The organism is Peristeroidobacter soli (assembly GCF_004138485.1).
GTDB classification, from domain to species: Bacteria; Pseudomonadota; Gammaproteobacteria; order Steroidobacterales; family Steroidobacteraceae; genus Steroidobacter; species Steroidobacter soli.
Window position 1 is genome coordinate 237913 of sequence record NZ_RYEV01000007.1, and the last position, 26500, is coordinate 264412.

18 protein-coding genes and 1 pseudogene are annotated in these 26500 nt (G+C 62.3%); 15 read left to right on the top strand and 4 right to left on the bottom strand.

Features of this window, described 5'->3' with window-relative positions:
- Positions 1–132 precede the first annotated feature (132 nt).
- From EKO19_RS30435 to EKO19_RS30455, 5 genes and pseudogenes are all read left to right on the top strand, one after another.
- Entirely contained in the window at positions 133–702 is a 570-nt protein-coding gene (locus EKO19_RS30435) for a hypothetical protein (RefSeq protein WP_129781182.1), read from the top strand.
- Between the two features lie 130 nt (positions 703–832).
- Positions 833–3208 carry an Ig domain-containing protein gene (locus EKO19_RS30440; protein ID WP_129781183.1) on the top strand — a complete coding sequence of 792 codons (2376 nt, stop codon included), beginning with the start codon at positions 833–835 and terminating at the stop codon, positions 3206–3208.
- Positions 3209–3250: 42 nt separating this feature from the next.
- Positions 3251–5674, top strand: coding sequence for an Ig domain-containing protein (locus tag EKO19_RS30445; RefSeq protein WP_157995507.1), 2424 nt, complete (start codon positions 3251–3253; stop codon positions 5672–5674).
- 95 nt (positions 5675–5769) lie between these two features.
- Complete coding sequence (locus tag EKO19_RS30450) at positions 5770–6393, top strand: DNA-3-methyladenine glycosylase (protein ID WP_129781346.1); 624 nt, start codon at positions 5770–5772, stop codon at positions 6391–6393.
- 68 nt (positions 6394–6461) lie between these two features.
- Positions 6462–8864, top strand: a pseudogene (locus EKO19_RS30455) (YgiQ family radical SAM protein); the annotation flags it as partial.
- 427 nt (positions 8865–9291) lie between these two features.
- On the opposite strand, the gene EKO19_RS30460 reads toward EKO19_RS30455, so the two are convergent.
- Complete coding sequence (locus tag EKO19_RS30460) at positions 9292–10479, bottom strand: lipid A deacylase LpxR family protein (protein ID WP_157995508.1); 1188 nt, start codon at positions 10477–10479, stop codon at positions 9292–9294.
- 405 nt (positions 10480–10884) lie between these two features.
- On the opposite strand from EKO19_RS30460, the gene EKO19_RS30465 reads away from it, so the two are divergent.
- Positions 10885–11814, top strand: a complete 930-nt coding sequence (locus EKO19_RS30465; protein ID WP_175597250.1) for a LysR family transcriptional regulator — start codon at positions 10885–10887, stop codon at positions 11812–11814.
- Between the two features lie 47 nt (positions 11815–11861).
- On the opposite strand, the gene EKO19_RS30470 is transcribed toward EKO19_RS30465, so the two are convergent.
- On the bottom strand, positions 11862–12458 hold the full coding sequence (locus EKO19_RS30470; RefSeq protein ID WP_129781188.1) for a class I SAM-dependent methyltransferase: 597 nt from the start codon (positions 12456–12458) through the stop codon (positions 11862–11864).
- A gap of 112 nt (positions 12459–12570) precedes the next feature.
- Between EKO19_RS30470 and EKO19_RS30475 the strand changes: the two genes are divergently transcribed.
- The 5 genes from EKO19_RS30475 to EKO19_RS30495 all read left to right on the top strand — a co-directional run bounded on the left by EKO19_RS30475 (position 12571) and on the right by EKO19_RS30495 (position 20761).
- On the top strand, positions 12571–12975 hold the full coding sequence (locus EKO19_RS30475) for an Hsp20/alpha crystallin family protein (protein WP_129781189.1): 405 nt from the start codon (positions 12571–12573) through the stop codon (positions 12973–12975).
- 133 nt (positions 12976–13108) lie between these two features.
- The gene (lon, locus tag EKO19_RS30480; protein WP_129781190.1) at positions 13109–15511 is read left to right on the top strand and encodes an endopeptidase La; all 2403 of its coding nucleotides are present in this window, start codon (positions 13109–13111) and stop codon (positions 15509–15511) included.
- A gap of 552 nt (positions 15512–16063) precedes the next feature.
- Positions 16064–18061, top strand: a complete 1998-nt coding sequence (locus tag EKO19_RS30485; protein WP_129781191.1) for a PrkA family serine protein kinase — start codon at positions 16064–16066, stop codon at positions 18059–18061.
- A 104-nt stretch (positions 18062–18165) separates the two neighbouring features.
- A complete protein-coding gene (locus EKO19_RS30490) occupies positions 18166–19347 on the top strand; it encodes a DUF444 family protein (RefSeq protein ID WP_129781192.1) in 1182 nt (393 codons plus the stop codon).
- 7 nt (positions 19348–19354) lie between these two features.
- The gene (locus tag EKO19_RS30495; RefSeq protein WP_217705711.1) at positions 19355–20761 is read left to right on the top strand and encodes a SpoVR family protein; all 1407 of its coding nucleotides are present in this window, start codon (positions 19355–19357) and stop codon (positions 20759–20761) included.
- Between the two features lie 8 nt (positions 20762–20769).
- Here EKO19_RS30495 and EKO19_RS30500 read toward each other — a convergent pair whose 3' ends face one another.
- Positions 20770–21645: an NmrA family NAD(P)-binding protein gene (locus EKO19_RS30500; RefSeq protein WP_129781193.1), complete on the bottom strand. Its 876-nt coding sequence runs from the start codon at positions 21643–21645 to the stop codon at positions 20770–20772.
- A gap of 181 nt (positions 21646–21826) precedes the next feature.
- On the opposite strand from EKO19_RS30500, the gene EKO19_RS30505 reads away from it, so the two are divergent.
- From EKO19_RS30505 to EKO19_RS30515, 3 genes are read left to right on the top strand one after another with little or no spacing between them, the layout of a single operon-like run.
- Positions 21827–22813 (top strand): LysR family transcriptional regulator, encoded by a 987-nt coding sequence (locus EKO19_RS30505; protein WP_129781194.1) that lies wholly within the window; start codon positions 21827–21829, stop codon positions 22811–22813.
- Positions 22814–22826: 13 nt separating this feature from the next.
- Positions 22827–23741, top strand: a complete 915-nt coding sequence (locus tag EKO19_RS30510) for a hypothetical protein (RefSeq protein WP_129781195.1) — start codon at positions 22827–22829, stop codon at positions 23739–23741.
- A gap of 52 nt (positions 23742–23793) precedes the next feature.
- Complete coding sequence (locus EKO19_RS30515) at positions 23794–24303, top strand: hypothetical protein (protein ID WP_129781196.1); 510 nt, start codon at positions 23794–23796, stop codon at positions 24301–24303.
- A gap of 9 nt (positions 24304–24312) precedes the next feature.
- On the opposite strand, the gene EKO19_RS30520 is transcribed toward EKO19_RS30515, so the two are convergent.
- Positions 24313–24990 (bottom strand): glutathione S-transferase, encoded by a 678-nt coding sequence (locus tag EKO19_RS30520; RefSeq protein WP_129781197.1) that lies wholly within the window; start codon positions 24988–24990, stop codon positions 24313–24315.
- Between the two features lie 243 nt (positions 24991–25233).
- Here EKO19_RS30520 and EKO19_RS30525 point away from each other — a divergent pair, with 243 nt between their 5' ends.
- The gene (locus EKO19_RS30525) at positions 25234–26454 is read left to right on the top strand and encodes an efflux RND transporter periplasmic adaptor subunit (protein ID WP_129781198.1); all 1221 of its coding nucleotides are present in this window, start codon (positions 25234–25236) and stop codon (positions 26452–26454) included.
- Positions 26455–26500 lie beyond the last annotated feature (46 nt).

Below are 26500 nucleotides of genomic sequence, written 5' to 3' on the forward strand. Positions count from 1 at the left end.
TCGATTTTTTGTCGCTTGCTGCGGACACTCCGGCGACAGGTGAGGTTGCCTTCGCTGATTGTCGCCCTCAGTCGCGACAGCAACCTGTCGATAACAAGGACAAGGACGCTCCTTCAGCGCCCGCGATGTGAAATGGAATACGTGTTGCAACAGTTATGGCTCGTGATTGGCCTGATGGCCTTCATCGTCGGTGCGATGTACTGGCGACGCCATCACCTGCCCGTAACCGCCACACGCACCCCGGCTCGCCCGCCCGCTCCCATCGTTTACCGCGACTCTCCGACCGTCCGCGTCGCCGACGCGCAGCGCGTCGACCGCATACGCAAGTTGGCCCGCCTCCGGGCCGGCGAATCTGTCGATATCCTCCCGCACGTCGCCGGGTTGCCGCCGCGGTTTCGTATCACCTGCAAGAATCTGATCGACGGCAGCGATCTGGAGGCCGCCCACATCGTCGTCGAGCTCAGCGGCGCACAGCTGAGCTGCGGCCCGCTCGTGCACGAGACTGCATTCAACGAATTCGTCATTCCTCGCGCCACCCGCGATGAACATCGCAGCTCGGTGTTCTACTACTACGAGCGCGGCGACTCGCTGGAATTCATGCGCATCAAGTTGAAATCCGCCGATCTGAGCAACGGCCAGGTCGAGCTGGACGTCATGCAGGTGCACGGCCACTGGCCGACGCATTTCGACGGCAACGACTGAGCTCAGTCCTCTGCGACTGGCCCTAGCGAATCCGATGTAGAATGAATGCCGGAAGGAATACCCGGTTGTCATAACATCGGCGGATGCCAGGGGAGATGCCTTGCGCCCACTCATATGGATTTTGTCAGCAATGTTGCTGACCGGCTGTGGCGGTGGCGGTGGCGGGAATAGCGAATCTCCAGGCCCCATCGCAGCGCCGAGCGGTCTCAGTTACCCGTCGCCCCCCGACTTCGAAGCTTTCAGACAAATCACGCCGCTGACCCCGTCGGTGAACGGCACCGTCACCAGCTATTCGGTGAGCCCGACACTGCCGACCGGACTGACGCTCGATAGCACCACCGGGATACTGTCCGGAACACCCACTGTGGCCGCGACAACCGCCGTCTACACAGTCACCGCGGCCAATTCATCCGGCTCGACCACCACTGGCATTTCGGTGACGGTGACTGGTGTCGCGCCACCGTCCATCAGCTACCCGAGCCGGTCGTACTCACTCGCCATCGGCAGGCCGATCGAGTCGATCTCGCCTCAGCGTACCGGCGGCAACCCGCTCAGCTGGTCCATCAGTCAGCCGTTGCCTGCCGGACTGAGCTTCGACAGCACCACCGGCCGCATCACCGGCACTCCCACCGCGACCGCCGCCGCCGCGGTGTATGAAATCACCGCATCGAACCTCGCCGGCTCCGGCACTTTCGCGCTGACCATCGACGTGAGCGCGAGAGTGATTCTCGAACTGGGGCATGTCGCCGAGATCATTTCGATCCAGCGCGAAGGCAACCGGATCCTGAGCGTCGACGAGACCGGTCATTGGGTGCTCTGGAACCAGACCGACGCCGAGATCGTCGCCCAAGGCGAGTCCAGCTGCGGCCGCTACTGCGACACCAAGACCGTGAAGCTCGCAGGCTCGACGGTGTTATCCAAATTCGACACCCAGCTGCAAGTGACCGACACGACGGACGGGCGGGTGCTCGCGACCATCGATTCAGGAGACAGTTGGGCAACGCTGGCCTCCGACGGAAGTTACATCGCCGCCGGTACGACAGCGCACGTCCGGGTATGGAGTCGGTCGGGAGATCTGTTACTCACCCGACCCGGCGACTACCGCTACGCGCGGCCGTTCGCCGCTCCGACCGAATTGCGCATCGGCGCGGGACCGGCCGGCAACGATCGGGTCGAAAAAATCTCCGTGAGCACCGGTGCGTCGACGACGGTGCCGCACGCGGGCGCGTTCCATTCGTGGTTCAGCGATGGCAGCCGCTTTTTCAGCAATGTCTCCAATACGGTCTGGGTCTACGACAACGCCGACGGCCATCAGTTGGATCTCAGAGCGCTTGCATCCACCGAGCAGCTCACCGGTCAGGGCGATTGGTTCTGGACCGCGGACAACTCTTCGCCCTATCGAGTCGAGATCTATGAGGTCGGGGCCAGCGCGACGCCGACCGCCAGCTACAGCTTCCCTTACAACTACGAAGCCGTCGCTTCGGCCGATACCATAGGTATCTTGAACAGCGGCACCGGCCAGATCAGCATCATCGACCTGTCGGGCGCGACACCGGTAAAGGTCGATCACGCCACTTCGCTGGATCGTCCCAGGGCCTACGGCGCCATCTCCAGCACACAGTGGTTGACCGGCAGCCAATACGGCGTGCTCGCACGCGAAGACTCGATGCCGGGCACACCGGCGTTTTTCGGCTGGGGCGCGGTGCGGTCGCTCGCCGCGAGCATCCAGCGCATTGTCGTTGCCACCGCCTCCGGAAGAATCGTGTATTTCGACGCGGCAACTCACGAGCAGGAAGGCGTCATCGATTTCGCCGCCGACGACGTGCAGCTGTCGGAAGATGGCTCGGTGCTCGGCGCGCAGGGCGATGGCCTGCGCTTCTACTCCTTGCCCTCCGAGAACGTGCTGCTGAGCCGGCCTGAATCGGCGTCGTTCACCCTCGCAACTTCCGGCGCCGTATTCAGCATGACGCCCTCGACCGCCCAGCCGACACAAGTCATACGAATGAGCGATGAGGCTGTGCTCTGGACGCGCACGAGCCCGAGCAGCGCCCCACCCCGATTGTCGCCCAGCGGCTCATCGCTCGCCGAATGGAACGGTGATACCCAGGCAAACAGCGGCACCGACGTTTATGTGGACCTCGGCAGTCAGGCGAATGGCACGCTTCATACGGCGTTATCGGGACGGGCAGTGGACTGGTTCGACGACAATCGTTTGCTGGTGAGTCAGTCCATCATCACCACGGCCCCCACTCCTCAGTATGTCGGCACTATCATCTACGACCTGTCGTCAGGTCAGCAGAGCGCGCGCCTGCCATTTCCGGTCATGTCACGATTTCAACCGATGACATCGGAGCGCATTTATTCGCCGTCAGGAAACCTGATCGCTTCGATGAGCGACGGCTCGACTCTCTGGCAAGGCCCCTATCCGATTTCGAGCCACGGAGGAGTGACGCCGACGCATGTGATATTTGTATGGGACGCGACCGTACGCGCGGCGCCCTATTGACGGTTGTTGTTGCACGGAATGGGTTTTCAACGGAGTCTGTATATGCGATCTCGAATCTGGTCGTCGTTCGCATTATTTCTATTGGCCGCATGCGATGGTGGCGGTGGCGGAAGCCCCACCAGTCCGGCGCCCGGCAACCTCAGCTACCCTTCGCCGCAGGTATTCGTCATCTCGGAAGCCATCACGGCGGTGACTCCGACAGTAACGGGGACTGTCACCGGCTACTCAATCAGCCCGGCACTGCCCGCGGGACTGGCGATCGATGCCACGACCGGAAGAATCTCGGGCACACCAACCGTGCCGACGGCGGCCACGACATACATCGTGACCGCGTCCAACTCCGGCGGCTCGACCACCGCTGGAATTTCAGTGACGGTGAACGATGTCGCGCCGGACATCGCATATGAGCGCGCGTCCTATTCCTTTACCACCGGCCTGCCAGCACCCTCGATCACGCCCACGCACGGCCGCGGTACCGCGACCTGGTCCATCAACCAACCCTTGCCGGCCGGCCTCACGTTCAGTACCGCCAACGGCTCCATCGGTGGCACGCCTACCGGGATCAGCCCTGCGACGGATTACGTGATCACGGCGCAAAATTCAGCGGGCACCGATACTGTCACGCTGTCCATCGCCGTGACCTCGGGCGTTCTGGTCGATCTCGCCCATGCCGACGACATCGTCTCGATCTACCGCGGCACCAATCGCTTCGTGACCACCGACACCACCGGCCATTGGGTGCTCTGGAATTCGAGCAACGACACCATCGTGGCGCAAGGCGATGGCGCCTGTCTCAGGGCGGGCTGCGAAGATCCTGTGATATTCGCCGGCTCGACCATCCTCGAACAAAGCCCCACGCGACTGCGAACCTACGACGCGACGGACGGCAGCCTCGTCGCCAGTGTCGACACGGCCAGCGGCTGGGCGGTGCTGGCTTCGGATGGCAGTTACATGGCCGTCGGCACGCAAACGGAAGTCAAAACGTGGAGCCGATCCGGCACGCTGTTGTTCTCACATGCTGGAGACTACCGCGGCGGCGCGCCCTTCGCGGCGCCCTCGGAGCTGCGTATTGGCAACAGGGCGACTGGAGCCGATCGCGTGGAAAAAATCACTGTCAGCACTGGCGCCACCACGACCGTGCAGCACATTGGCCAGTTTCATTCCTGGTTCACCGATGGCGACCGTTTCCTCACGAATGTATCGAACACGGTCTCGGTCTATGACCTCAATGGCACGCAGCTGGACCTCCGTGTGCTGCCGACCATCGAGAGTCTCACCGGTCAGGGCAACTGGTTCTGGACCTTCAGCAATCAGCAGCTCAACGTCCATGAGGTCGGCGCCAGCATGACGCCAGCCGCCAGCTACACCTTCACACCTCCCTTCGCCTCGTTCCAGGCCAAGCCATCGGGGCAGACGATCGGCGTCTTCAACTCCGACCAGGTCAGCATCATCGATCTGTCGGGCGCGACACCGGTCAAAGTCGATCACCCCATCGCCTCGCGCAGGCCACGCAGCGCCGTCGCGGCGATCTCGACCACGCAGTGGCTCTCCGGGACTCGGATGGGACTGGTGACCAAGGAGAGCTCGGCTCCGAGCACGCCAACCTATCTCAACTGGGGCCAGGCCCGCTCGATCGCGGCCGGCTCCGAGCGGATTGCGGTTGCCACGGCATCGGGACACATCCTGTATTTCGACGCGGCGACTCAGGAACTGGAAGGCACAGTCGACTTTCCGGCCAAGGAAGTGCAACTTTCCGCCGATGGCGCCGTACTCGGTGCCTGGACCGACTCCGATGCGGATCTGACGATTCGTTTCATTTCCCTGCCCTCCGAAAGCGTGCTGCTGAACCTGCCGTACGCGGCACCGGGCTATCCACAGCCGCTGGCATTTTCGCTTGCTGCCTCCGGCACGGTCTTCAGCAGATCGCTCGATACCGGCTCGTCCAACCTCACGAGAGAAGTCCTGCGGGTGAGCGATGGAACGGTCCTCTGGTCCGATACCGTCGCTGGCACTTTCGGGACGGCAGCAGAGGTGAGCCTTCGCCTGTCGCCTGGTGGCACCGCCTATGCTGCTGCCACCGAGGGCCGTACCACGCACTCCGCGACCAATATCTATGTCAACGGCACTCTGCAAACCGCCGTCGCAGGCTGGCCGTTGGGGTGGCTCGATGAGACACGTTTGCTGGTCATTCCATTCGCGTCGACTTCGGCACCGGGGCCTCAATACCAGGGCACCCTCATCGCGAATACTTCCGGGCAGCGCGGCCCGCTCATTGCTCTTCCCAATCTGCTCGACTTCCAACTGGTGTCGTCGGACCGGATCTACGCGCGGCCGCAAAATTCGATCTATTCGGTGACCGACGGTGCGTTGGTGTGGCAAAGCCCCAATGCCGCGTACGGCGGCGGCGTGACTTCTTCGCATGTGATCTTCGCGTTCGGCGCGACAGTTCGCGCGGAGCCTTACTGAGCCGTCAATCACTCGCAGTCGTCATGAGCTCATGGCGACTGGCGCCGATGCTACTGGTTGTCGGTCGAGCCGGCCCGGATCCTTATACTGTGCCGATGCCCGCCAAACTCAGCCGCGACTTCTACGCCCGAGAGACCCTGCTCGTGGCCCGCGATCTGCTGGGCATGCATCTGATTCACGCCGGGCCGGAAGGCGAGCAGGTCGGGCGCATCGTGGAGACCGAGGCGTACAAAGGGCCGCACGACCTGGCGGCGCATTCCTCGCGGGGGCGGACCAAGCGGACGGAAGTCATGTTCGGCCCGCCGGGGCATGCGTATGTGTACTTGATTTATGGGTTCTGGAACTGCCTGAACATCGTGACGGCGGCGCATGGGACGCCGCATGCGGTGTTGCTTCGGGGATTGGAGCCGGTCAAGGGAATCTCCACGACCAGCCACGGGCCGGGGCTGTTATGTCGTGCCCTGCATATCGATCGGGGCCTGAATGGCGCCGATTTGCTGGGCGACACCTTGTGGCTGGAGCAGCCGACCCGATATCGGCCGCCGAAGATCGGCCGGGCGACCCGGATCGGTGTGGATTACGCCGGAGACTGGGCGCAAAAGCCCTGGCGGTTCTTCGATAAGGATTCGCCCTACGTCTCGACCGTGAGCGCCGCTGTCCGTAAGCGGGCGCTGGCGCCGGATCAGGGGGCCGTCCGGGCCAAGTTGGCCCGTAAATAGCGTAAGATCCACGCCCTTTCCGCGTTGCCCCTGTTGGGGCCGCGGGATTCGTGATCGACTGTTCCCCCATGCAGCCAGCACCCCGCGAACTCTTCTCCTATCGCAAGCACTGGGCGTCCCGCTTCGGGACCGCTCCGTTCCTGCCCATGTCGAAGGAGGAGATGGACGCGCTCGGCTGGGACAGCTGCGACATCATCGTCGTCACCGGCGACGCTTACGTGGATCACCCCAGCTTCGGCATGGCCATCATTGGCCGCGTGCTCGAGGCGCAAGGGTTCCGGGTCGGCATCCTCGCTCAGCCCGATTGGCGCTCGACGGAGGATTTCACCCGCCTCGGCAAACCGAATCTGTTCTTTGGCATCACCGCCGGAAACATGGATTCGATGGTGAATCGCTACACGTCGGATCGACGCATTCGTAGCGACGACGCGTACACGCCAGCGGGCGAGGGCGGCAAGCGGCCGGATCGCTCGGTGATCGTTTACTCGCAGCGGGTGCGCGAGGCGTTCAACGATGTGCCGATCGTGATCGGCGGCATCGAAGCCAGCCTGCGCCGGATCGCGCATTTCGATTACTGGTCGGAGAAAGTGCGGCGCTCGGTGCTGCTCGACGCGAAGGCGGATCTGCTGGTGTATGGCAACGGCGAGCGCCAGATCGTCGAGATCGCGCATCGCCTGGCGAAGGGTCAGCCGATCGATCAGATCAACGATCTGCGAGGGACGGCGTTCGTGCGACCGGCGACGCCGGAAGGCTGGACGGAGATCGACTCGACCTCGATCGACGAGCCCGGGCCGCTGAATCCGCCGATCGATCCATATGCGGCGAACGATGCGAAGTCGAAGGCGGCCATGGCCGCGGCATCTCATAACGCATCCACTGCAAATATTTCGTCAGCTGGCGCCGCGCCCGGAACGGAGACGGCGGCGCGTGACGCGGCAGTTGGAAATGATTCGGCGGCCGGTGCCGGGCTCGGAACGGAAGAGGCGGCGAATGCTTCGTCGGCTGGCGGCGTGACCGGAGCGGAGGCGGCAGCGGGCGCAACGGCGGTTGTGGGCGAGGCGGCAGCGAGCGCGCCAGCGTGCGCGACGGCTGCGAAGCAGCCCGTCGCGAAGGTCGTGAAGTTTCATCGGCACGTTCCGACCGCCGATCGCTCGCAGTCCGTGATTCGCATGCCCTCGTTCGAGGCCGTGCGGGACGACGCTGTTCTATACGCGCACGCCTCGCGCATCCTTCATCTCGAATCGAATCCGGGCAACGCGCGTGCGCTCGTGCAGCGTCATGGCAACGTAGACGTGTGGCTGAACCCGCCGCCGCTGCCGCTCTCGATGAAAGAGATGGATGCGATCTACGAGCTGCCTTATCGCCGCATTCCGCATCCGTTCTATGGCGAGCAGAAAGGCACCAACAAGATCCCCGCGTACGAGATGATCCGTTTCTCGATCGCGATCCAGCGCGGCTGCTTCGGTGGCTGCACGTTCTGTTCGATCACCGAACACGAAGGCCGCATCATTCAGAACCGCTCGGAGAACTCGATCATCAAGGAGATCGAGACCATCCGCGATTCGGTGCCGGGCTTCACCGGTGTGATCTCGGACCTGGGCGGGCCGACCGCGAACATGTATCGGCTCGCATGCAAGTCCCGCGAGATCGAGACGGCGTGTCGCCGGCCTTCATGCGTATTCCCCGGGATCTGCCCGAATCTCAACACCAACCATACGCCGCTGATCAATTTGTACCGGCGCGCGCGTGCCTTGCCGGGCATCAAGAAGATTCTGATCGGCTCGGGGGTGCGGTACGACCTGGCGGTCGAGTCGCCGGAGTATGTGAAGGAGCTGGTTCAGCATCACGTCGGCGGCTATCTGAAGATCGCGCCCGAAGCGATCGGCGAGGGGCCGCTGTCGAAGATGATGAAGCCGGGGGTGGGCACGTACTACCGCTTCAAGGAGCTGTTCGAGAAGTTCTCCAAGGAAGCGGGTAAAGAGCAGTACCTGATTCCTTACTTCATCGCCGCGCATCCGGGAACGACCGATGAAGACATGCTCGAGCTGGCGCTGTGGCTGAAGCAGAACGGTTATCGCGCGGATCAGGTGCAAGCGTTCCTGCCCTCGCCGATGGCGACGGCGACGGCGATGTGGCACTCGGGCAAGAATCCGTTGCGGAAGGTGACTCACGGCAGTGAGGAAGTGCACATTCCGAAGGGCCTGAAAGTACGCCGCCTGCACAAGGCGTTCCTGCGCTGGCATGACGCGAACAACTGGCCGATTCTCCGCGATGCGCTTCGTCGAATGGGACGAGCGGATCTGATTGGCGCGGGCAAACAGCATTTGATTCCAGCCTGGCAGCCGCTGGGCACGGGTGAGGCGCATGAAGGGCGTCGCTCGAAACATTCGCCGGGCGCGCACGAAAACAAGCCGGCTCATGACAAGCGGCGCCATGGCGCGCCATCGACAGCATCGTCTACACAGCGACGCGAAGATCCCCGCGCCGCCGCCTCGAACGGACAGCGTAGGTACGATTCGTCTGCCACCGGCCCCGGCGCGAAGCGTGCGGGCGCGCAGACTGCTGTCTCGAGCGCAAAGCATAAGGCCGCGCAAGCTGCGGTCTCAAACGCGAAGCATGCCGACCCGCGGGCTGCGGTCTCGAACGCGAAGCATGCGGACCCGCGGGCTACGGCATCAAACGCGAAGCGTGCGGGCGCGCCGCAGGCAGCGCCGAAGCCGATGAAGTTCCGTACTCAGCACACCGGCCTCAAGGGTGTGCGCATGCCTCGCTCCAAATAAGAAGCCGCTTCCTACTTCACTGCTGCTGCGTTAAGCGACGCGGCTGAATCCCGCGCCTAAAAAAAGGCCCACCAGAGGTGGGCCGATTGCAGGGAGCAGGGTCGAGGAAATCAAAAAACTAGAAGCTGTGGGTCAGCTGTACCGCGCCCCACAGGGTGTCGCGGGATGCCGGGCCGTCGCGCAGTTCGGCGGTCTGATAGTGCAGGGCATAGCTGAGCTGCGTCTGGTCCAGGATCTGCGTCACCACGCCGATCCACGCTTCGGCCAGCAGCGGCTGCACCTCATCCGAGGTATAGCGGACCTCACTATCGCGAAACTGGCCTTGCAGGAACGCGTTGTAGGCGCGCGCCTTGACGCGGGCGCCGGCGAACACATACAGCTCACGGCCACCGCGATAACTCTCAGTTGGCACCGGCGCCGACATGTAATCGGTCAGCTCGGGCGCGAAGCTCCACCAGGGCGAGTTGAAGCGGCCGGCGCGCACCGAAATCGAGGCGCTCGTCTCGGTCAGGAAGCCGACGCTTCCCTGGACCGTGGTCTTCACATCGATGTGACCGGTCGGATCGGCGATCCAGAGTTTCTGGCGGGCGAGGGTGTAGCGCGCCGTCGGCTCGCCGCCCGCGGAGATCTGATGATCATACCCAAGCGGCTTTTCCGACCCGACCAGCTCGTGAACGGCACCGTGCACATCGCTGGTCAGCGACAAGCCCAGCACACCGACAGTCAGGCTGCTGGTCCAGGCACCGCGATCGTCTGCATCCACGGTCACCCGGCCGTTGGAAACGAACAGCAGGCTGGCGTACGGGCGATCGTCCGGTTGCACTTCGCGGACCAGTGTGTCCTTGGGAGTGAAGGCCAGCAGGCCAAGCTGGCGCGCATGGTGAACGCTCGTGCCCTCACTACGTACGACGAACTGATCCAAACGACGCAATAAGGGATCGAGTGACAACATGCCGTCGCGAGCGCGGTCGCCCGAGATCGTGATGCTCATGCCACCGGTGTAGTCGCGGTCCTGGTTGTCGCCGGCGAACAGGTCGTTGTCGATCTGCACGCGCACTGCGTCAACGCCGTCGAGCCAACCGATGCGCTGATCGGACACGACCACTTCGGCGATGGCATCTTCGATGTCACCAACCGACTGAGCCACTGTCGCTTCATTCACTGCCATTACCGGCGTGATTTCGAAGGAGGACAGCGGCTCGGCGCGCGCTTCATTGCCAGTAACTGCCAATGCAGCGGTGCCTAACGCCGCGAGTACCGTCCATCGCAGCTGTGCTGCCCATCCTGTGTCGTTCGTCGTCGCCATAGCCTTACCCATCCCGTACGCGCTGCGTTCAGTGCCACGCTGCCGCTACCTGTTGCTGTTATTCCGTGGCGCCTAATGTCTCCAAACAGGCGGCCTCGATAAACGCGGTGAAGGGAATGACATTCATGAATCTCTGGTCATGAATCTCATCGGGCTGCTTCGTTCTTACTACTCATGCGGCAACCCCACCGTCGCTTCGTTATTGCAATCACACTGCTGCAAGTGCACTAATCCGCTTGTGATGCACAGAAATTAGCGGGGCGGCGTGAGCATGTTGTTGGCCCAGCCGTGAAGGCGCCGTGAAATGTCAAACCCACTGATTGGTGCCGGGGGCGAATGGGATTTCGCTGCGCTTATGGAGCGATGCCTGCTGGGCAATGGAATCTTTCCTGGGGGGAAAGAAAGATGGATAAGTTCACCTGCATGGTGGCGTTGGCAAGGGTGGTTGAATTAGGGAGCTTCGCCGAAGCGGCGCGCCGGATGGGAGTGTCTGCGCCGATGGTGACCAAGTACATCGGGCACCTCGAGAAGCAACTCGGCTCGCGTCTGCTGCATCGATCGACTCATTCCCTGAGCCTCACCGACGTCGGACAGCTTTATCACCAGCGTTGTGTCCAGATTCTGGAAGATATCGAGGAAGCCGAAGCGGTCGCCGGCGCCAACACCGCGGCGCCTCGCGGCGCGTTGAAGATCTGCGTTTCGGGAGCCTTCGATCTGTCGCATGTCGGACCGGTGCTGCTGGAATACTCGGCGCGCCACGGCGATGTGCGGCTGGAAGTGACGGTCACCAACAATCACTTCATGGATCTGGTCGAGGAAGGGTTCGATGTCGCGGTTCGCGCCGTCGACGAGATGCGCACCAATGCGCTGCTCAAGACGGTGAAGCTCGCCACCTCGCGACTGGTGGCGTGTGCATCGCCGGCTTATCTGAAAAAGAACCCGCAACCGGAGATCCCGGAGAATCTGCTCCATCACAACTGTCTCGCATACACCGATACCGCGCCCACGGTTCAGCAGTGGCGCTTCGAGCGCGATGGGCGCAATTCGATGGTGCAGGCATTGGGAACGTTGCGCGCGACCAGCAATGAACTGCTCAAGCAGGCCGCGCTTCGGGGGCAAGGCGTGATTCTGCAGCCGACCTTCAATGTTTATGAGGAGCTGCGCGCGGGGACGCTGCTACAGGTGCTGGCCGACTACGATGCCGGCTCACTGGCCATCTATCTGGTCCATCCGCAGCGACGCTATCTCGCGACCAAGGTGCGCAGCTTCATCGAGTTGTTGGAGGGACGCTGGGGTACGGATCCAGACGCGGATCCATTTTGGAGTAATAGCTAGCGGACGGCGCGCGTGGTCACGCAGGCTACTGTTATTAAGTAGCCTACTCATCCGCCGTGCCCGCTGCGCTCCAATTCCCATTGTCCCCACGGCACGCCCCGGCGCACATGGACACCGAAGCCGGCGTGTTCGAAATGCCGTGCGAGCCGCGAGCGATACCAGCTCGCCGCTCGCAGAGTGATGTCGCTGTCGCTGGTGTCGCGATCGGCGTTGTCGCGCCAGTCCTCTCGGGTCGGCGCGTGAAAGTACAAGGCACCGCGTGACAACCGCGCAAGATTCGCCATCGCCTGGGCGCTTTCCCGGTCAGACAGGTACTGCATCACGTCATAACAAATGATCAGATCGAACCGGCCGCGGGGCCGATAGTCGGCCAGCGACTCGTTCACCCAGCCGTGCTCCTCGCACAGGTGCTCGCTCACCTCCAACCCGATGTACGCAGCGCCGGGAAAGGCATCGAGCAGAGGCTGACGCAACCACCCAAGTCCACAGCCCGCATCGAGAATCCGCTTCACCGGCAGCTCCAGCTGCTTGACCAGCGCGGCCACCATGCCGGCGCGGCGGGCCATCTCCTCGCGGCTTGTAACCCGCGTGCGCGGATTCATATAGAAGCGCTGATAGAACCGGGCGTCGAAGCGATTGGACATCGATGGATGGACCTGACTGGCGTCGGCGAGAGTTTACTTGGCTTGCGGGTCGTTCTTGATAGTCGTTGCCTCGACCCCACCTACTTCGCCATGCCAACCCTGGAACTCAATCATGGCCATTCGTAACCCGCCGTCGTGGATGTGGGCCGAAGCCTGCGAAATGATGGAACGCGCGCAACAACTGCAGCGCCAGTTCTTTCGTTTTGGCCGCGTGGCCGCCTCCGCGCCTCTGTGGGAACCGCCCATCGACATCCTCGCTCATGGCAACGAGGTGCATGTCGCCGTGGCGCTCCCGGGTGTTGCCGCCGACCACATCGAGGTCCGCACCGACAGCGGGCTGTTGATCGTCAATGCCACGCGCGCATTGCCGGTGACCAGTCGCGCCACCGCGGTCCATCGGCTGGAAATTCCATACGGACGCTTCGAACGGCGCATCGCGCTGCCCGAGGGTCGTTATCAATTGCTGGAGCAGGCTTATACCAACGGGTGCCTGTTCCTTCGTCTGGCACAACGCTAAAGGCGGGGTACGACATGAAACCTGGCACCGAGAGTTTCAGCTACCCAGGGCCTGAATCATCCACGGGTCGCAAGACCCTGTTTGCTGAACCTCTTCGCCTCCAAAGCCCTGCAAGGGCGGGTGGGACTATTCAATGAGTACCGACGCTAATCGAAAGAATTCTCAGCAGCCTCAGAGCGACGCGGATACGCACACCATTACCGATGACATGCTGGTCATCGTTCCGGTGCGCAATCTGGTGCTGTTCCCGGGCACCGTCGTGCCGGTAGCCATCAACCGCGACCGCTCGCTGGCGGCCGCGCAGGAAGCCGTGCGTAACAATCGCAAGGTCGGGTTCCTGTTACAGCACGACCCCGATCTGCAGGCGCCCACCGGCAGCGATCTGTATGCGACCGGCACGGTCGCGAACATCGTCCGCTATGTGACAGGCGCCGACGGCACGCATCACCTGGTCGTCCAGGGTGAGCGTCGCTTCCGCGTGCTCGACTGGCAGAACGGTCTGCCTTACATGGTCGCGCGTGTGGAATACCTGCCCGACCCGAGCAATGTCGGCAGCGATGTCGAAGCTCGCGCGCTCAACTTGAAGCGTCTCGCGGCCGAGGCCATCAGCCTGTTGCCGCAAGCGCCGGCCGAGCTCTCCAACGCCATTCAGTCGGTCGAGTCGGCCTCGACGCTGTCCGACCTGGTGGCGAGCTTCATGGACGTGAAGCCCAACGAGAAGCAGGAGCTGCTCGAAACCCTGGACCTCAAGGTGCGCCTCGAGCGCGTCAGCACCCTGTTACAAAAGCGCATCGAAGTGTTGCGACTCCAGCGTCAGCTGGAGGAAAAGACCCGCGACGCCATCGACGAGCGCCACAAGGAAGTTCTGCTGCGCGAACAGCTGCGCCAGATCCGCAAGGAGCTGGGCGAGGAAGGCGAGCAGGGCGAAGAGATCGCCGAGCTGCGGGAAGCCATCGAGAAGGCCGGCATGCCCGAGGAGGCCAAGGAGCAGGCCGAGAAGGAATTGAAGCGGCTGGAGCGCATGTCGGATGCCAGCGCCGAGTACTCGATGCTGCGTACCTGGCTCGACTGGATGATCCAGCTGCCCTGGTCCAAGCTGGATAAGGAGTCGATCGAGATCGAGCATGCCCGCAAGGTGCTCGACGAGGATCACTTCGGCCTGGACAAGATCAAGCGGCGCATCGTCGAGTACCTGGCCGTGCGCAAGCTCAATCCGCAGGGTCGCAGCCCGATTCTGTGCTTCGTCGGCCCGCCGGGCGTGGGCAAGACGTCGCTGGGTCAGAGCATCGCGCGCGCCTTGGGCGTGAAGTTCGCGCGTGTCAGCCTGGGTGGCGTGCATGACGAGGCCGAGATTCGCGGTCACCGTCGCACGTACATCGGCGCGCTTCCGGGCAACATCGTTCAGGCGATCCGGAAGGCCGGCACGCGTAACGCGGTGCTGATGCTGGACGAAATCGACAAGCTCGGTGCCGGCATCCAGGGCGATCCGTCGGCGGCGTTGTTGGAAGTGCTCGATCCGGAGCAGAACAACACGTTCCGCGACAACTACCTGGGGGTGCCGTTCGATCTGTCGAAGGTGGTGTTCATTGCCACGGCGAACATGCTCGACACCATCCCCGGCCCGTTGCGCGATCGTATGGAAGTGATCGAGCTCACCGGCTACACCGAGGACGAGAAGGTCGAGATCGCCAAGCGCTACCTGATGCGTCGTCAGCTCGAGGCCAACGGTTTGAAGCCCGAGCAGGCGTCGATCACGGACGATGCGCTCCGTCAGATCGCGCGGGATCACACCCGCGAGGCTGGCGTGCGCAGCTTCGAGCGCATGATCGGCTCGGTACTGCGTAACGTGGCGGTGAAGATCGCGGAAGGCTCGATCAGTCAGCAGACCATTGGGGTCGACGACCTCGCGGCCATTCTCGGCGCCCCGCGCTTCGAGAACGAGGTGGCGATGCGCGTCAGCGTGCCTGGCGTGGCCACGGGTCTGGCGTGGACGCCGGTGGGTGGCGACATCCTGTTCATCGAGTCGACGCGCGTGCCGGGCAACGGCAAGCTGATCCTTACCGGTCAGCTCGGCGAAGTGATGAAGGAGAGCGCGCAGGCAGCGCTGTCACTGCTGAAGTCGCAAGCGGCGCGACTGGGCATCGAGTCGACCGTCTTCGATAAGAGCGACGTGCACATTCACGTGCCCGCCGGCGCAATTCCGAAGGACGGCCCGAGCGCGGGTGTGTCGATGTTCACCTCGCTGGTCTCGCTGTTCACCAACAAGACGGTGCGCAGTGACCTGGCGATGACCGGTGAGATCAGTCTGCGAGGCCTGGTGTTGCCGATCGGCGGCGTCAAGGAGAAGACGGTGGCTGCGCACCGCGCGGGCATCCGTAAGGTGCTGCTGCCGGCGCGCAATCGCAAGGATCTCGAGGATGTGCCGAAGAGTGTGCGCGACGACGTCGAGTTCGTGTTCTGCGAACGTGTCGACGACGTGATCCGCGAAGCGCTCGGCATCCAGTTGAACGTCACGCAGGTCAACGCGGCCGCCTGATGTCAAATGATGAGCCGCGGGTGAGGCCTTCACCCGCGGCGCTGAATCCGCCCTGAATCCCGTCCTGACTCTCGCCCTGACTATCGACAGGGCCCGCTGGCACGCGTGATGCAGCCCAATCAGCATGAATCGCATTGCAAGATTGGCGCGAAGAGAGTAATCAGTGAGTCATGTTCCGCACTCAATCGAGTGAGATGCGCAACTTAAGCGCGTTCCAGCGTCGCATTCCGCGAGCTGCGCGGGTCTTCATTATTCCTTCTTTTATTACCGCCGCCGATCATGACAGCGCGGCCTCGCGGTCGAACGCACCCGCTTGGCGCACGAGCTTACGGAACATGTTCGGCCATGGATCAGTCTTTGAGTGTGGGGTTGTCGGCAATTGCCAGAGGCAACGACGAGCAAATCCCTCAGCCACTCGCGTCGAAAGACCGGAGTATGCTGGTGACGAATCCGGACAGTGTGAACTGCGTGCACGAGCACGCTGTCGTAACAGGTATATAGAACCCGCGAGCCCCTGACATTTTCATGGCTCGCTGATTGGAGGGCGGTTCGATGACGTCAGACAGCCCCAGAGGAAGCTCGCAACGCGGCGAGAGCTTCGTCGAGGCCTTGAGCGCCTACAGTCGATTCCACCGAGCCCAACACTGGTCGGGCACCTTCGGGGAATTCCTTCGCACCGTTGTTCCCGGTAACACGCGGCAGCTGGCTCGCAGCAGCCACGAATATCTATGGGACATGCTCAACTGGTTCGGCAAGACCGCACCAGGCGCCAATGTCGGCAACGGCAATGGCAACGGAAATGGTAACGGCAACGGTGAAGGCGCGGGCTCGAAGGAGTTGTTCAAGCGCGAGCTGTTCGGCATCGACGAGCCGCTCGGGCGCATCGTCGATTATTTCAAAGCCGCCGCGGCCGGCTCCGATGTCGGCAGACGCTTGTTACTGCTGCTAGGACCGCCTTCGGGTGGCAAATCCACCATGGCCATCCTGCTCAAGCGGGGCCTCGAGGAATATAGCCACACCGACGAGGGGGCCTTGTATGCCTTGCAAGGCTCGCCGATGCATGAATCGCCACTCAATCTCATTCCCGCGAGCATGCGTGGCGAGTTCCGCGACACATACGGCGTAGAGATCAAAGGCGAGTTGAGTCCGTGGGCACGCGATCGACTCGAGCGCGAGTTCGAAGGCGACTTCCTGCGCATGCCGGTCGAGCGCGTCTTCCTCTCGGAAGCATCGCGCGTGGGTGTTGGCACTTACGCACCACATGATCCGACCACCGCCGATCTCGCAGACTTGGTCGGTTCCGTTGATCTGTCCAAGGTTGCGCAGTTTGGCGACGAGGGCGACCCGCGCGCATGGTCGTGGTCGGGCGCCGTGTATGCCGCTAGCCGCGGCGTGCTGGAGATGATCGAAATCCTCAAAGTGAAGCGCGAATTCCTGTATCTGCTGTTGACGCTGACTCAGGAAAAGAACGTAAAGGTGTCGCGCTTCCCGCTGATCTATCTGGACGAAACCATTCTGGCGCACACCAACCTGGCGGAATTCCACAAGTTCCTGCAGGAGAAGGAGAACGAGGCACTGCTCGACCGCATGGTCATCGTCAAGGTGCCTTACACACTCTCGTACAACGAGGAATCGCGGATCTACCACAAGCTGGTATCGGCGGCGCCCGCGTTTCGCGATGTACATCTGGACCCGCATGCACTGAAGCTCGCGGCGGTGTTCGCGGTGCTGACGCGCCTTTACAAGCCCGAGCGCGAAGGCTTGGACCTGTCGAAGAAGCTGCGCCTGTACGCGGGCGAAAGCGTGGAAGGCTTCCCGGAGACAGAGATCACACGACTGCGCGCCGAAGCGCCCGAGGAAGGTCTGACAGGTGTCAGTCCGCGCTTTATCGTGAATTCGATTTCCAACGCCATCACGCGCACCGACAAGAAGAGCCTCACCAGCATGGAAGTGCTGCTCGCGCTCAAGGACTCCATCGAAACCGATGCGCGCATGGATGCGAAGGCCAAGAAGCTATGGATCGATTATCTGGTACTGGCGCGCAAGGACTTCTACAACCGCTGGGTGAAGGAAGATGTGCATCGCGCGCTGTTCGCCTCGTTCGAGGATGAAGCCCAGCAATTGCTGGACAAGTATCTGGATGAAGTGGAGGCCTCGCTGGATCACCGCGAAGTGACCGATCCGATCACCGGCGAGTCGCGTCCGGCCGACGAGCGTTTCCTGCGCTCGGTCGAGGACAAGATCAAGGTATCGGAATCGGGCAAGCTCACCTTCCGTCAGGAAGTGGTGCGCAAGGCCATGGTGGCGTACAAAGCGGGTGAGAAATTCACTCTCAACAGTCATTCGCGCATGCGCGAAGCCATTGAGCAGTATCTGTTCGAGGAGCGCCGTGACGTGTTGCGCCTGGTGACATCCGCGGCGCGGCCCGACGACGAAGCCCGTAAGAAAATCTCCGCGGTTCAGGATCGCCTGACCTCGGAGTATGGTTACGACGATCACAGCGCTAAGGAAGCGCTGAGTTATGTGACGACTTTGCTCGCCCAGGAATGAACCGGATGGTGTTTCCAGGAGTAGTCTCTTAAAGACCGGTCCACGGCGCACCTTCCAGGAGTACTGTAGCAGCTGGGTCGAACGAGACGGGGGTTGCGAGCGACATGAGCGACAACGCAACGGGAAGTGATTCTGGCAATCGCAGCCCGGGCGAGGCCGGTTGGTACGACCTCTTCTCGCGCGGAGCGAGAGATTGGCTGCGACACAACGACAAGGTGCGCGATGCCGTGCGCCAGCATCTGCCACAGATCGTGGCGGGCGCGGACGTGCTCACCGGTGGTGCAAGCACTGTGCGTGTGCCGGTGAAGATGCTGGAGCATTATCGTTTCCGGCTGCGCAATTCCAACGAGCAACAAGGCGTCGGGCAAGGTCAGGCCAAGCCCGGCGATCGCATCGGCCGCCCGCAACAGGACAGCGAGAATCAGCGCGGTCAGGGTGGCAATGAAGACGGCGGCGTGCAGTACACCCTGGAGTTCCGTATCGACGACATCGTCGACTGGCTCTGGGAAGAGATGAAGCTGCCGAATCTCGAAGCCAAAGCCGGGCGCGCCAAGGAAGACGACTGGACGCGCGAGGGCTGGGATCGCCGAGGCGCGCGCTCGCGACTCGACCGTCGGCGCTCCATGAAGGAATCCATCAAACGTCGCGGCGTGCAATCGGCGAGTGGCGCCGAGTCGCCTTCGTTCACCGATGACGATCTGCGTTATCGCCAGCTCGCCAAGCGCGAGCAGCCGGCGATGCAGGCCGTCGTGATTCTGTTGCTCGATGTTTCGGGCAGCATGGGCGAACGCGAGCGGCAGATCTCCAAGACCTTTTTCTTCTGGGCCATTCAGGGCCTGCGTCGCCAGTACCGCCATCTGGAGCTGGTATTCGTCGCGCATACCTCCGAGGCCTGGGAGTTCGAGGAGGACGAGTTCTTCAAAGTCACCGGCACCGGTGGCACGGTCGCCTCGGCGGGCTTGAAGAAAGTGCGCCAGGTGATCGAAGAGCGGTACAGCCCGAGCCAGTACAACATTTATTTGTTCTACGCCTCCGACGGCGAGAATTTCCCGTCCGATCAACCGCAGGCGCAGGCCGCGCTGGAAGAAGTATCGGGCGATTGCAACTACTGCGGCTTCCTAGAGGTGGCACCTCTGGCCGGCGCGGCGCCGGACAGCGAGATCGGCAGATTGTTCGTCGACCTGTCGCGGGATGACGATAGCGTCGGCGCGTATCGCGTCAGCGGTACGGATGACATCTGGAATGCCGTGCGGCATTTCTTCACCCACGCTTCGCAGGGTTCCTGAGACCTCAATGCCCAACACGATGCACACAGAAGACTGGCAATCCCATATCTCGCGCATCGAACAGTTGGCTCGCGCGCAGGGATTGAAGTACCACCCGGTCGAGTTCGAGGTGGTGCCGGAAAGCTTCATGACCGAGATCGCGATCTACGGTCTGCCGGTGCGCATGCCCCACTGGTCGTTCGGCGTTCGTTATATCTACCAGCTGATTCAGCATCGCATGGGCTTGTCACGGCTGTTCGAAGTCGTGTTCCCCGGCAATCCCGGTCGCGCTTATCTGGCGAAGAGCAATAGCGCGGCGGAGAACGTACTGGTGACCGCGCACGTGCTCGGCCATGCGGACTTCTCCGCGAACAACATGCTGTTCCGTCGCAGCCAGGACCAAGTCGGCGAGCACATCGTCGAACAGGCCGCGGCTCATGCTCGTCAGATCGCGATGGCGATCGAAGAGCATGGGTTGGAACGCGTGGAGCTGGTGCTCGACGCCGCGCTGTCGTTGGAACAACACATCGATATCGATCAAGGTCTGCGCCGGCCGCGTTACCCTGAAATGATCGCGGAACGTGGTCCGCCAGTGAACGATGAGTTTGCGAAACGTTTCGCGTCGCTCGGCCCGGACACCGCGCGCCCCGTACACAGTGGGCCCGCGAAGAAAGCGCCGATTCCGCCGCATCCCGAAAGCGATCTGCTGTGGTTCATCGCGCAGTACGCGCCGGAAATGGAGCCGTGGGAGCGGGATATCTTCCTCGCGGTCCGCGAAGAATCGTTTTATTTCTATCCCGTGTTCGCCTGCCAGATCATGAACGAGGGCTGGGCTTCGTACTGGCACGCACGGCTGCTGCGCGAGGCGGATTTCCTGCCCGCGGCCGCGTACGTCGACGCAATCAAATGTCATTCGGATGTCGTACGCCCGACGGCCACGGGCGATAACGTCGCGCTCCAGACCAATCCTTATCACCTCGGCTTTTCGATCTGGGAAAAGATCGTGGAGGCACAGGGCCTGGAGGCGGCGCGCCGGATCATGGCGGAGGACGACGACTTCTCGTTCGTGCGCAACCATCTCACGCATGATCTGGCCACGGAGCTCAAGCTGTTCCGCTTCAAGGGTCCGGCCACGGGCACATTAACGGTTCAGGATATGGATCTGCCGTCGCTGCACGAAGCGCTGCTGCATCCGAAGTACGGTTTCGGCGCGCCGCGAGTGAGCGCGGCTCGGGTGCATGTAGATGGCAAGCTCGAGCTACATCACGATCATGTCACCGACGGCCGGGGTCTCGATCCGGAACGGGCTCGAAAGGTGCTGGAGTACGTCGCGAAAGTGTGGCGACGTCCGGTGAGCATGGCCACCGTCGACAACGATCAACGCAGCGTCGAGATTTCCGTTTCGCCCGGCCTGACGCCGAGCTTCAGTCGCTGAGCCTGCCGTCAGGCCGCGGACGCCGACAGGAACCGCGCCTTGTAATCCTGCACGAACGCTTCGAGCGAGCGCGGCGGACGGCCGGTCACGTCCTGTACGACGGTATTGGGCGGGACATTGAGCATGTTGGACGCGCACGCGTCCCAATATTCCAGCTTCGCTTCAATCATCACCGGCGACAGCCCCTTACCCTGCAACCAGCCACGAGCCTCGTTGGCGGTGATGTCATGGTAGCGGACCGGTTTGCCGAGAATATGACTGAGCCTGTCAGCGATTTGCGGAAAGCTAAGCGACTCCGAACCGGTCACCGTGTAGATGCGCCCCGCATGCGAAGGATCTTTCAAAGCAGCGACCGCGACGGCAGCCACGTCCCGAGCGTCGACCCAGCTCCAGGCATTGGAGCGGAACGGGCCGGCAATCAGGCCTTGCTGAGCAATGGTGGGCGCGAATTCGAACAACAACTGGAGCATGTAAGCCGGACGCAGTCGCGTGACGGCAACATCCGGACAGGCGGCCACGCCGCTTTCGGCCTGGCCCAGCCAGCGAAGCATGCGGGCACAACACATCTGCGGATTGGCACCGACGCCCGACAGCTGCACGAAGCGTTTGACGCCCACCGCCTTGGCGGCATTGGCCATCTTCAGATGGGCTTCGGCAATGTGAGGGGAAAAATTGGAGGCCAGGAACGCGGCCTCGACGCCCTCGAAGGCGCGCTGCAGACTGCCCGGATCGTCCGGATCGAGGCGGACCACCTCGATATTCGGGGCCTTGATCGGCAGATCGACGGCTTCCTGTAATAGCGCACGGACCGCTACGGGCTGATTGGCTAGCTCGGCGAGCACTGCTCGGCCTACATGGCCCGTTACGTCCGTCACCAGAAACATCGTTCAATCCCCCAGTAGCAGGTCTTGATCAAGGGTTGCGAAATTGGGCGATACATTAAGCAAGGTTCCCACTGCGGTAAACCACCGCGAGAGCAAAAACTTCGTGCGTTACGGTCATCAATTCCGAGCCTACAATGCACCCACGTCATGGTTCCGTGACTGCAGGGAAAGAATTCATTGAATGAACAATTTCAGTGACATCGTAGCGTTCGTGCGTGTCGTTGAAGCCCACAGCTTCGTCGCCGCCGCACAGACACTAGGTATGTCCCCTTCGGCGATAAGCAAGGCGGTGAGCCGCCTGGAGGAACGCCTGGGGGCGCGCCTACTCAATCGCACTACCCGTTCGCTGAGTTTGACCGACTTGGGCACGGGCTTCTATGAGCGCTGTCGCGAGGCGCTCGGGCAGCTCGACCAGGCGGAAAACGAGGTGTCGGAGTCGCGTGGTGTTCCGCGGGGCAAACTCCGCGTCGACGTGCCCATCTCCCTGGGCCGCAAGATCATCGTGCCCGCCTTGCCGCGGTTCATTGAACAAAATCCCGAGCTGACGGTGCAGATGAGCATGAACGACCGGGTGATCGATCTGGTGCAGGAAGGCATCGACGCCGCCCTGCGGGTCGGCAATCTGTCCGACTCCAGCCTGATCGCGCGCCGTGTCGGCAATCTGCGCGGCGTGACCTGCGCCTCGCCTGAATACATCGAGCGCATGGGCGGTCCGCCGAAGTCCCCCGAAGACCTCAAGCCCGAGCAATGCATCGCCATGTTCCGGCCCGGCAGCAATCAGATTCGTGACTGGATGTTCCGAAAGAACGGCGTCGATCACACGCTCACGCCGGCCGCGCCGCTGTCGTTCAGCGATCCTGAATCGGCGGTGGCGGCTGCTGTCAGCGGCGCGGGCTTCGTCCGCACCTTGGACTTCACTGCTGAAGCGCAGATCGCGTCGGGATTGTTACAACCCGTGTTGGAAGATTGGAATGACGGCGCGTGGTGGCCTGTTTCGGTGGTCTATCCCCAGCATCGGCAACCGACCGCGAAGATCCGCGCTTTCATCGAATTCGTGAGCGGCCTGTTCCCGCAGCTCACCCCCGATCGAATGCCCGCAACCAACGGCGCCAGCACCGATGCCCCTCCGGCGCGCGTCTCACGCATGGCCGCCGCCGCGCCGCCTTGATGCGACCAAACTCATGAAGCAATGGACGGTGGTCCTGTTCCTTCTGTCATCGGTAGCTCTGGCTGAAGATCTGAAGTTCGATGCATCCGCGACGCGCGCCGGGCCTGACGTCTGCGCATTCACGAATCTCACACTGCCGAGCGATGTGCGCGTTTACGCGGCCGGCGGCTATTCCGGCCGCCGGCTGGGCTATCAAATCGATGAGAGCGGACACGAGGCGACCCGATTCGACATCACCGTGAACAGTCCTTTGCAACCGGTCGTGCTGCTGCTCGGCGCGTACGAGCCGTCCGTTTGGAATGTCGGCTGGAGCAAAGGTACGCGGATCGTCGCGGTAATGATTTCCGGTTATCACAATCAGGCGGTCGCCGGTCTCGAAGAGTCGGTGCCGGTGCTGAACAGCAGCTACGACAACCGAGGTCCGTGCGGATATTTCTATGTGAGCGGCATCCAGAGCGCTTCGGCCAATTACATCGCCAGAAAGGTCTTCCAACAGTCTGTCGACCAGGTTTTCCCAGGCGGCGGCGACGGCAAGATATTGGTCGGCGATTCGTTGTCGGCCGACTCGGAGCTGCTGACCTCGGGCTCCCGTCCGCCCGAATCGTTTCGTGATCGAGATGCACCGTTGGCCGGGCAGGCGGGCATCGATAGTGCCGTCGCGAAAGGAGTGCTCCGTCCAGCCACGCCCGCCGACGCGGACGCCTGGGTCATCGTCGCGCCGGCCCCCACAGCCAGGCCCGGATTGTCCAAAGCCTACGTCGTGCTGGCGCCCTTCACCTATCCGAGCGGCCTGTTGGGCGCCGATGCGGCGACCTTCTTCATTCTGCGCGGCGTCCCTCGACCCGCCGGCAACCCCGGTCATTCCGCCGTTTACGATTTCAATTCGCTGACGTGCAGCGGACAGCAGTGTCCGCCGTCTCATCCGTGATTATCTTGCTGAGTTAGGATTCGCACTAACAATCGGATTGCCGGGGGCCAGGATGCTTTCAAACTTGCGCGGGTTGCTCATAGCTGCAGTGTTCGGCGCCGGCATTTCGCAGGCGGCGGATACCGAATTCGGCGCGGCGGCGACGTTGGGGTCCAGGATCTCGGTCGCGACGTTCAAACTGGCGTCGGAACATCGCCCCAATCCGAACCTGAACGCAGAGTGCATCGCCACTATCGACGACACGCAGCTGGCGCCCGAGCATGAAGCGATGTTCCGGCGATTGTTCAGCCCTGCCGACCTCGAAAAGTTGAATACGTTCGCGTCGACCACGGCGGCGGCGAAGTATGTGGAGGAGGCGCTGAGCCTGGTGGGCAGGCAGGCTTTTGGCGTCGAGGCGAAGCCGGTCGAATACACGCCGGAAGAGCGGGCTCAGATTGAACGGCTGGCCGCCTCCGCGCTGGGAGAGAAGTTCTTCGATGTCCTGAATACCTCGAATGCGGAATGGCAGATGTCCGTCGGGCCGGGGCTGAGGCAAATGCTCCTGGCCTGCAAGAAACAGTGACCGGGCCGCTCATTCCTGCGGCCCGAAGTCATATCGCCCACCCCGCTCCAGCGCCCGCCGATACGCCGGCCGCGAGTGAATCTTTTGTAGAAACGCATGGAGCCGAGGCCGGCTCTGATCCAGGCCGCCGCGCATCGCGGCTGCCTCCAAGGGAAAGCTGAGCTGAATATCGGCGGCGCTGAATTCATTACCGACGAACCACTCGCTGCGCGACAGCTCACTTTCCAGATAGTCCAGGTGCAGCTGTAACTGGGGTGTAATAAACGACTGCTTCACCTGCCGCGCAATGCCCCGGGCGACCGGCCGGATGAAAAAAGGCATCGGTCCATTCTCGATCCGATCGAACACCAACTTTAGTAAGAGCGGCGGCATGGCCGAGCCTTCGGCGTAGTGCATCCAGTATCGATACCGCAATCGCTCCTCCGAGCCCGGTGGCGGTGCCAGTTTTCCGTCGCCGTAGCGTTCGACCAGGTATTCCAGGATCAATCCCGACTCGGCAATCGTGCGCCCCTCGTCGGTAATCACCGGTGATTTACCCAACGGATGCACTCTCTTGAGCTCCGGGGGCGCCAGCATGGTGCGGGTATCGCGCTGATAACGCTGAATCTCATAAGGAACGCCCAACTCTTCCAACAACCACAACACCCGTTGCGAGCGCGAGTTGTTCAGGTGATGCACCACAATCATCCGGCGTCTCCATTACCTGTCACGTTATTGCCGCGATGCCGTCATTGTCGCAATTTCTTGCGACGTTTGATTACGGCATATCGAAATAACCGATCGAGTTAATCGTGATTCCTGATCCGACTTCATCAATGTCGTGCGCTCAACCCGATTTCTCCGCTTGCGTCCGATGCCTAAAGTCGCACCCCAGTCAGGCAGTGCCCCTGCCTACGGGGATTTGTCTTTAAGGATTTGAGGGAGTCTCGAATGAACAATGCAACTCGTGACAGCCAGCCCGCCGGTCGTTTTGTGACCGTGGTGTTGCCAGCACTCGCCGCCGCCGTGCTGACACTGCTGCTGCAGGGCTGCTCTAGCGAAGCGCAGACGCAAGCTGCCGCTCCGCTACCGCAGGTTTCAATCGCCGCCGCGCTCGAGCGTGACGTGCAGGAGTGGGATGAATTCACCGGCCGCCTCGAAGCGGTGGAATCGGTGGAGATCCGCCCGCGCGTGACTGGATATATCGAAAGCGTGAACTTCACCGAAGGCAGCATCGTGAAGAAAGGCGATCTGCTGTTTGTAATCGATCCGCGTCCGTATCGCGCCGATCTGTCGAAGGCGGAGGCCGAGCTCGCTCGCGCCGTCGCCCGCGCCGAATTGAGCAATACCGACGTGGAGCGCAGCGAGAAGCTGCTCGGCGTGAAAGCCGTCTCTCGTGAAGAGTACGACCAGCGCCTGAACGCGCAGCGCGAATCGCAGGCCAACGTCGAAGCGGCTCGTGCGGCCGTGACCACCGCGAAGTTGAATCTCGAATTCACTCGCGTCACCGCGCCGATCGGCGGTCGTGTCAGTCGCGCGGTCGTCACCTCGGGCAACCTGGTGACGGGCGGCTCGACGCAGGCGACGCTGCTGACCACGGTGGTGTCGATCGATCCCATCTACGTGACCTTCGAAGGCGACGAGCAGGTGTACCTGAAGTACTCCGAGCTGGCGCGTCGTGGCGATCGTCCGAGCTCGCGCGATGCCGCCAACCCCGTGTTGATGGCGCTGGCGAACGAGCAGGGCTTTCCGCACAAGGGTGCGATGACGTTCGTGGATAACCAGGTCGATCCGCGCACCGGCACGATCCGCGCCCGCGCTTCGTTCGACAACAAGGACGGCTATCTCACGCCGGGCTTGTTTGCCCGAGTGAAGTTGCTCGGTCAGTCCTCGCGCAAGCTGGTGCTGGTCGACGATCGCGCCGTCGGTACCGACCAGAGCCAGAAGTTCGTCTACGTGCTCGATGGCGACAACAAGGTCGCCTATCGCACCGTGAAGGTCGGCCGGCTCACCGATGGCCTGCGCATCATCGAGGACGGCCTGCAGCCCGGCGAGAACGTGGTGGTCAACGGTCTGCAGCGAGTGCATCCCGGCGTGGTCGTCGCTCCTGAAAAGGTCGCGATGGACGCGCGCGTGATCGAAGGCGCGATGCTCGCCTCGGCCAAGCCTTGAGAAATCGGTGCGCCCGCACTGTTAGCGGGCGCATCTCCAGCTGAAG

Coding starts and splice junctions, on each gene's coding strand:
- EKO19_RS30435 (WP_129781182.1), top strand. CDS start 133: ATGGAATACGTGTTGCAACAGTTATGGCTCGTGATTGGCCTGATGGCC.
- EKO19_RS30440 (WP_129781183.1), top strand. CDS start 833: ATGTTGCTGACCGGCTGTGGCGGTGGCGGTGGCGGGAATAGCGAATCT.
- EKO19_RS30445 (WP_157995507.1), top strand. CDS start 3,251: ATGCGATCTCGAATCTGGTCGTCGTTCGCATTATTTCTATTGGCCGCA.
- EKO19_RS30450 (WP_129781346.1), top strand. CDS start 5,770: ATGCCCGCCAAACTCAGCCGCGACTTCTACGCCCGAGAGACCCTGCTC.
- EKO19_RS30460 (WP_157995508.1), bottom strand. CDS start 10,479: ATGGCGACGACGAACGACACAGGATGGGCAGCACAGCTGCGATGGACG.
- EKO19_RS30465 (WP_175597250.1), top strand. CDS start 10,885: ATGGATAAGTTCACCTGCATGGTGGCGTTGGCAAGGGTGGTTGAATTA.
- EKO19_RS30470 (WP_129781188.1), bottom strand. CDS start 12,458: ATGTCCAATCGCTTCGACGCCCGGTTCTATCAGCGCTTCTATATGAAT.
- EKO19_RS30475 (WP_129781189.1), top strand. CDS start 12,571: ATGGCCATTCGTAACCCGCCGTCGTGGATGTGGGCCGAAGCCTGCGAA.
- lon (WP_129781190.1), top strand. CDS start 13,109: ATGAGTACCGACGCTAATCGAAAGAATTCTCAGCAGCCTCAGAGCGAC.
- EKO19_RS30485 (WP_129781191.1), top strand. CDS start 16,064: ATGACGTCAGACAGCCCCAGAGGAAGCTCGCAACGCGGCGAGAGCTTC.
- EKO19_RS30490 (WP_129781192.1), top strand. CDS start 18,166: ATGAGCGACAACGCAACGGGAAGTGATTCTGGCAATCGCAGCCCGGGC.
- EKO19_RS30495 (WP_217705711.1), top strand. CDS start 19,355: ATGCCCAACACGATGCACACAGAAGACTGGCAATCCCATATCTCGCGC.
- EKO19_RS30500 (WP_129781193.1), bottom strand. CDS start 21,645: ATGTTTCTGGTGACGGACGTAACGGGCCATGTAGGCCGAGCAGTGCTC.
- EKO19_RS30505 (WP_129781194.1), top strand. CDS start 21,827: ATGAACAATTTCAGTGACATCGTAGCGTTCGTGCGTGTCGTTGAAGCC.
- EKO19_RS30510 (WP_129781195.1), top strand. CDS start 22,827: ATGAAGCAATGGACGGTGGTCCTGTTCCTTCTGTCATCGGTAGCTCTG.
- EKO19_RS30515 (WP_129781196.1), top strand. CDS start 23,794: ATGCTTTCAAACTTGCGCGGGTTGCTCATAGCTGCAGTGTTCGGCGCC.
- EKO19_RS30520 (WP_129781197.1), bottom strand. CDS start 24,990: ATGATTGTGGTGCATCACCTGAACAACTCGCGCTCGCAACGGGTGTTG.
- EKO19_RS30525 (WP_129781198.1), top strand. CDS start 25,234: ATGAACAATGCAACTCGTGACAGCCAGCCCGCCGGTCGTTTTGTGACC.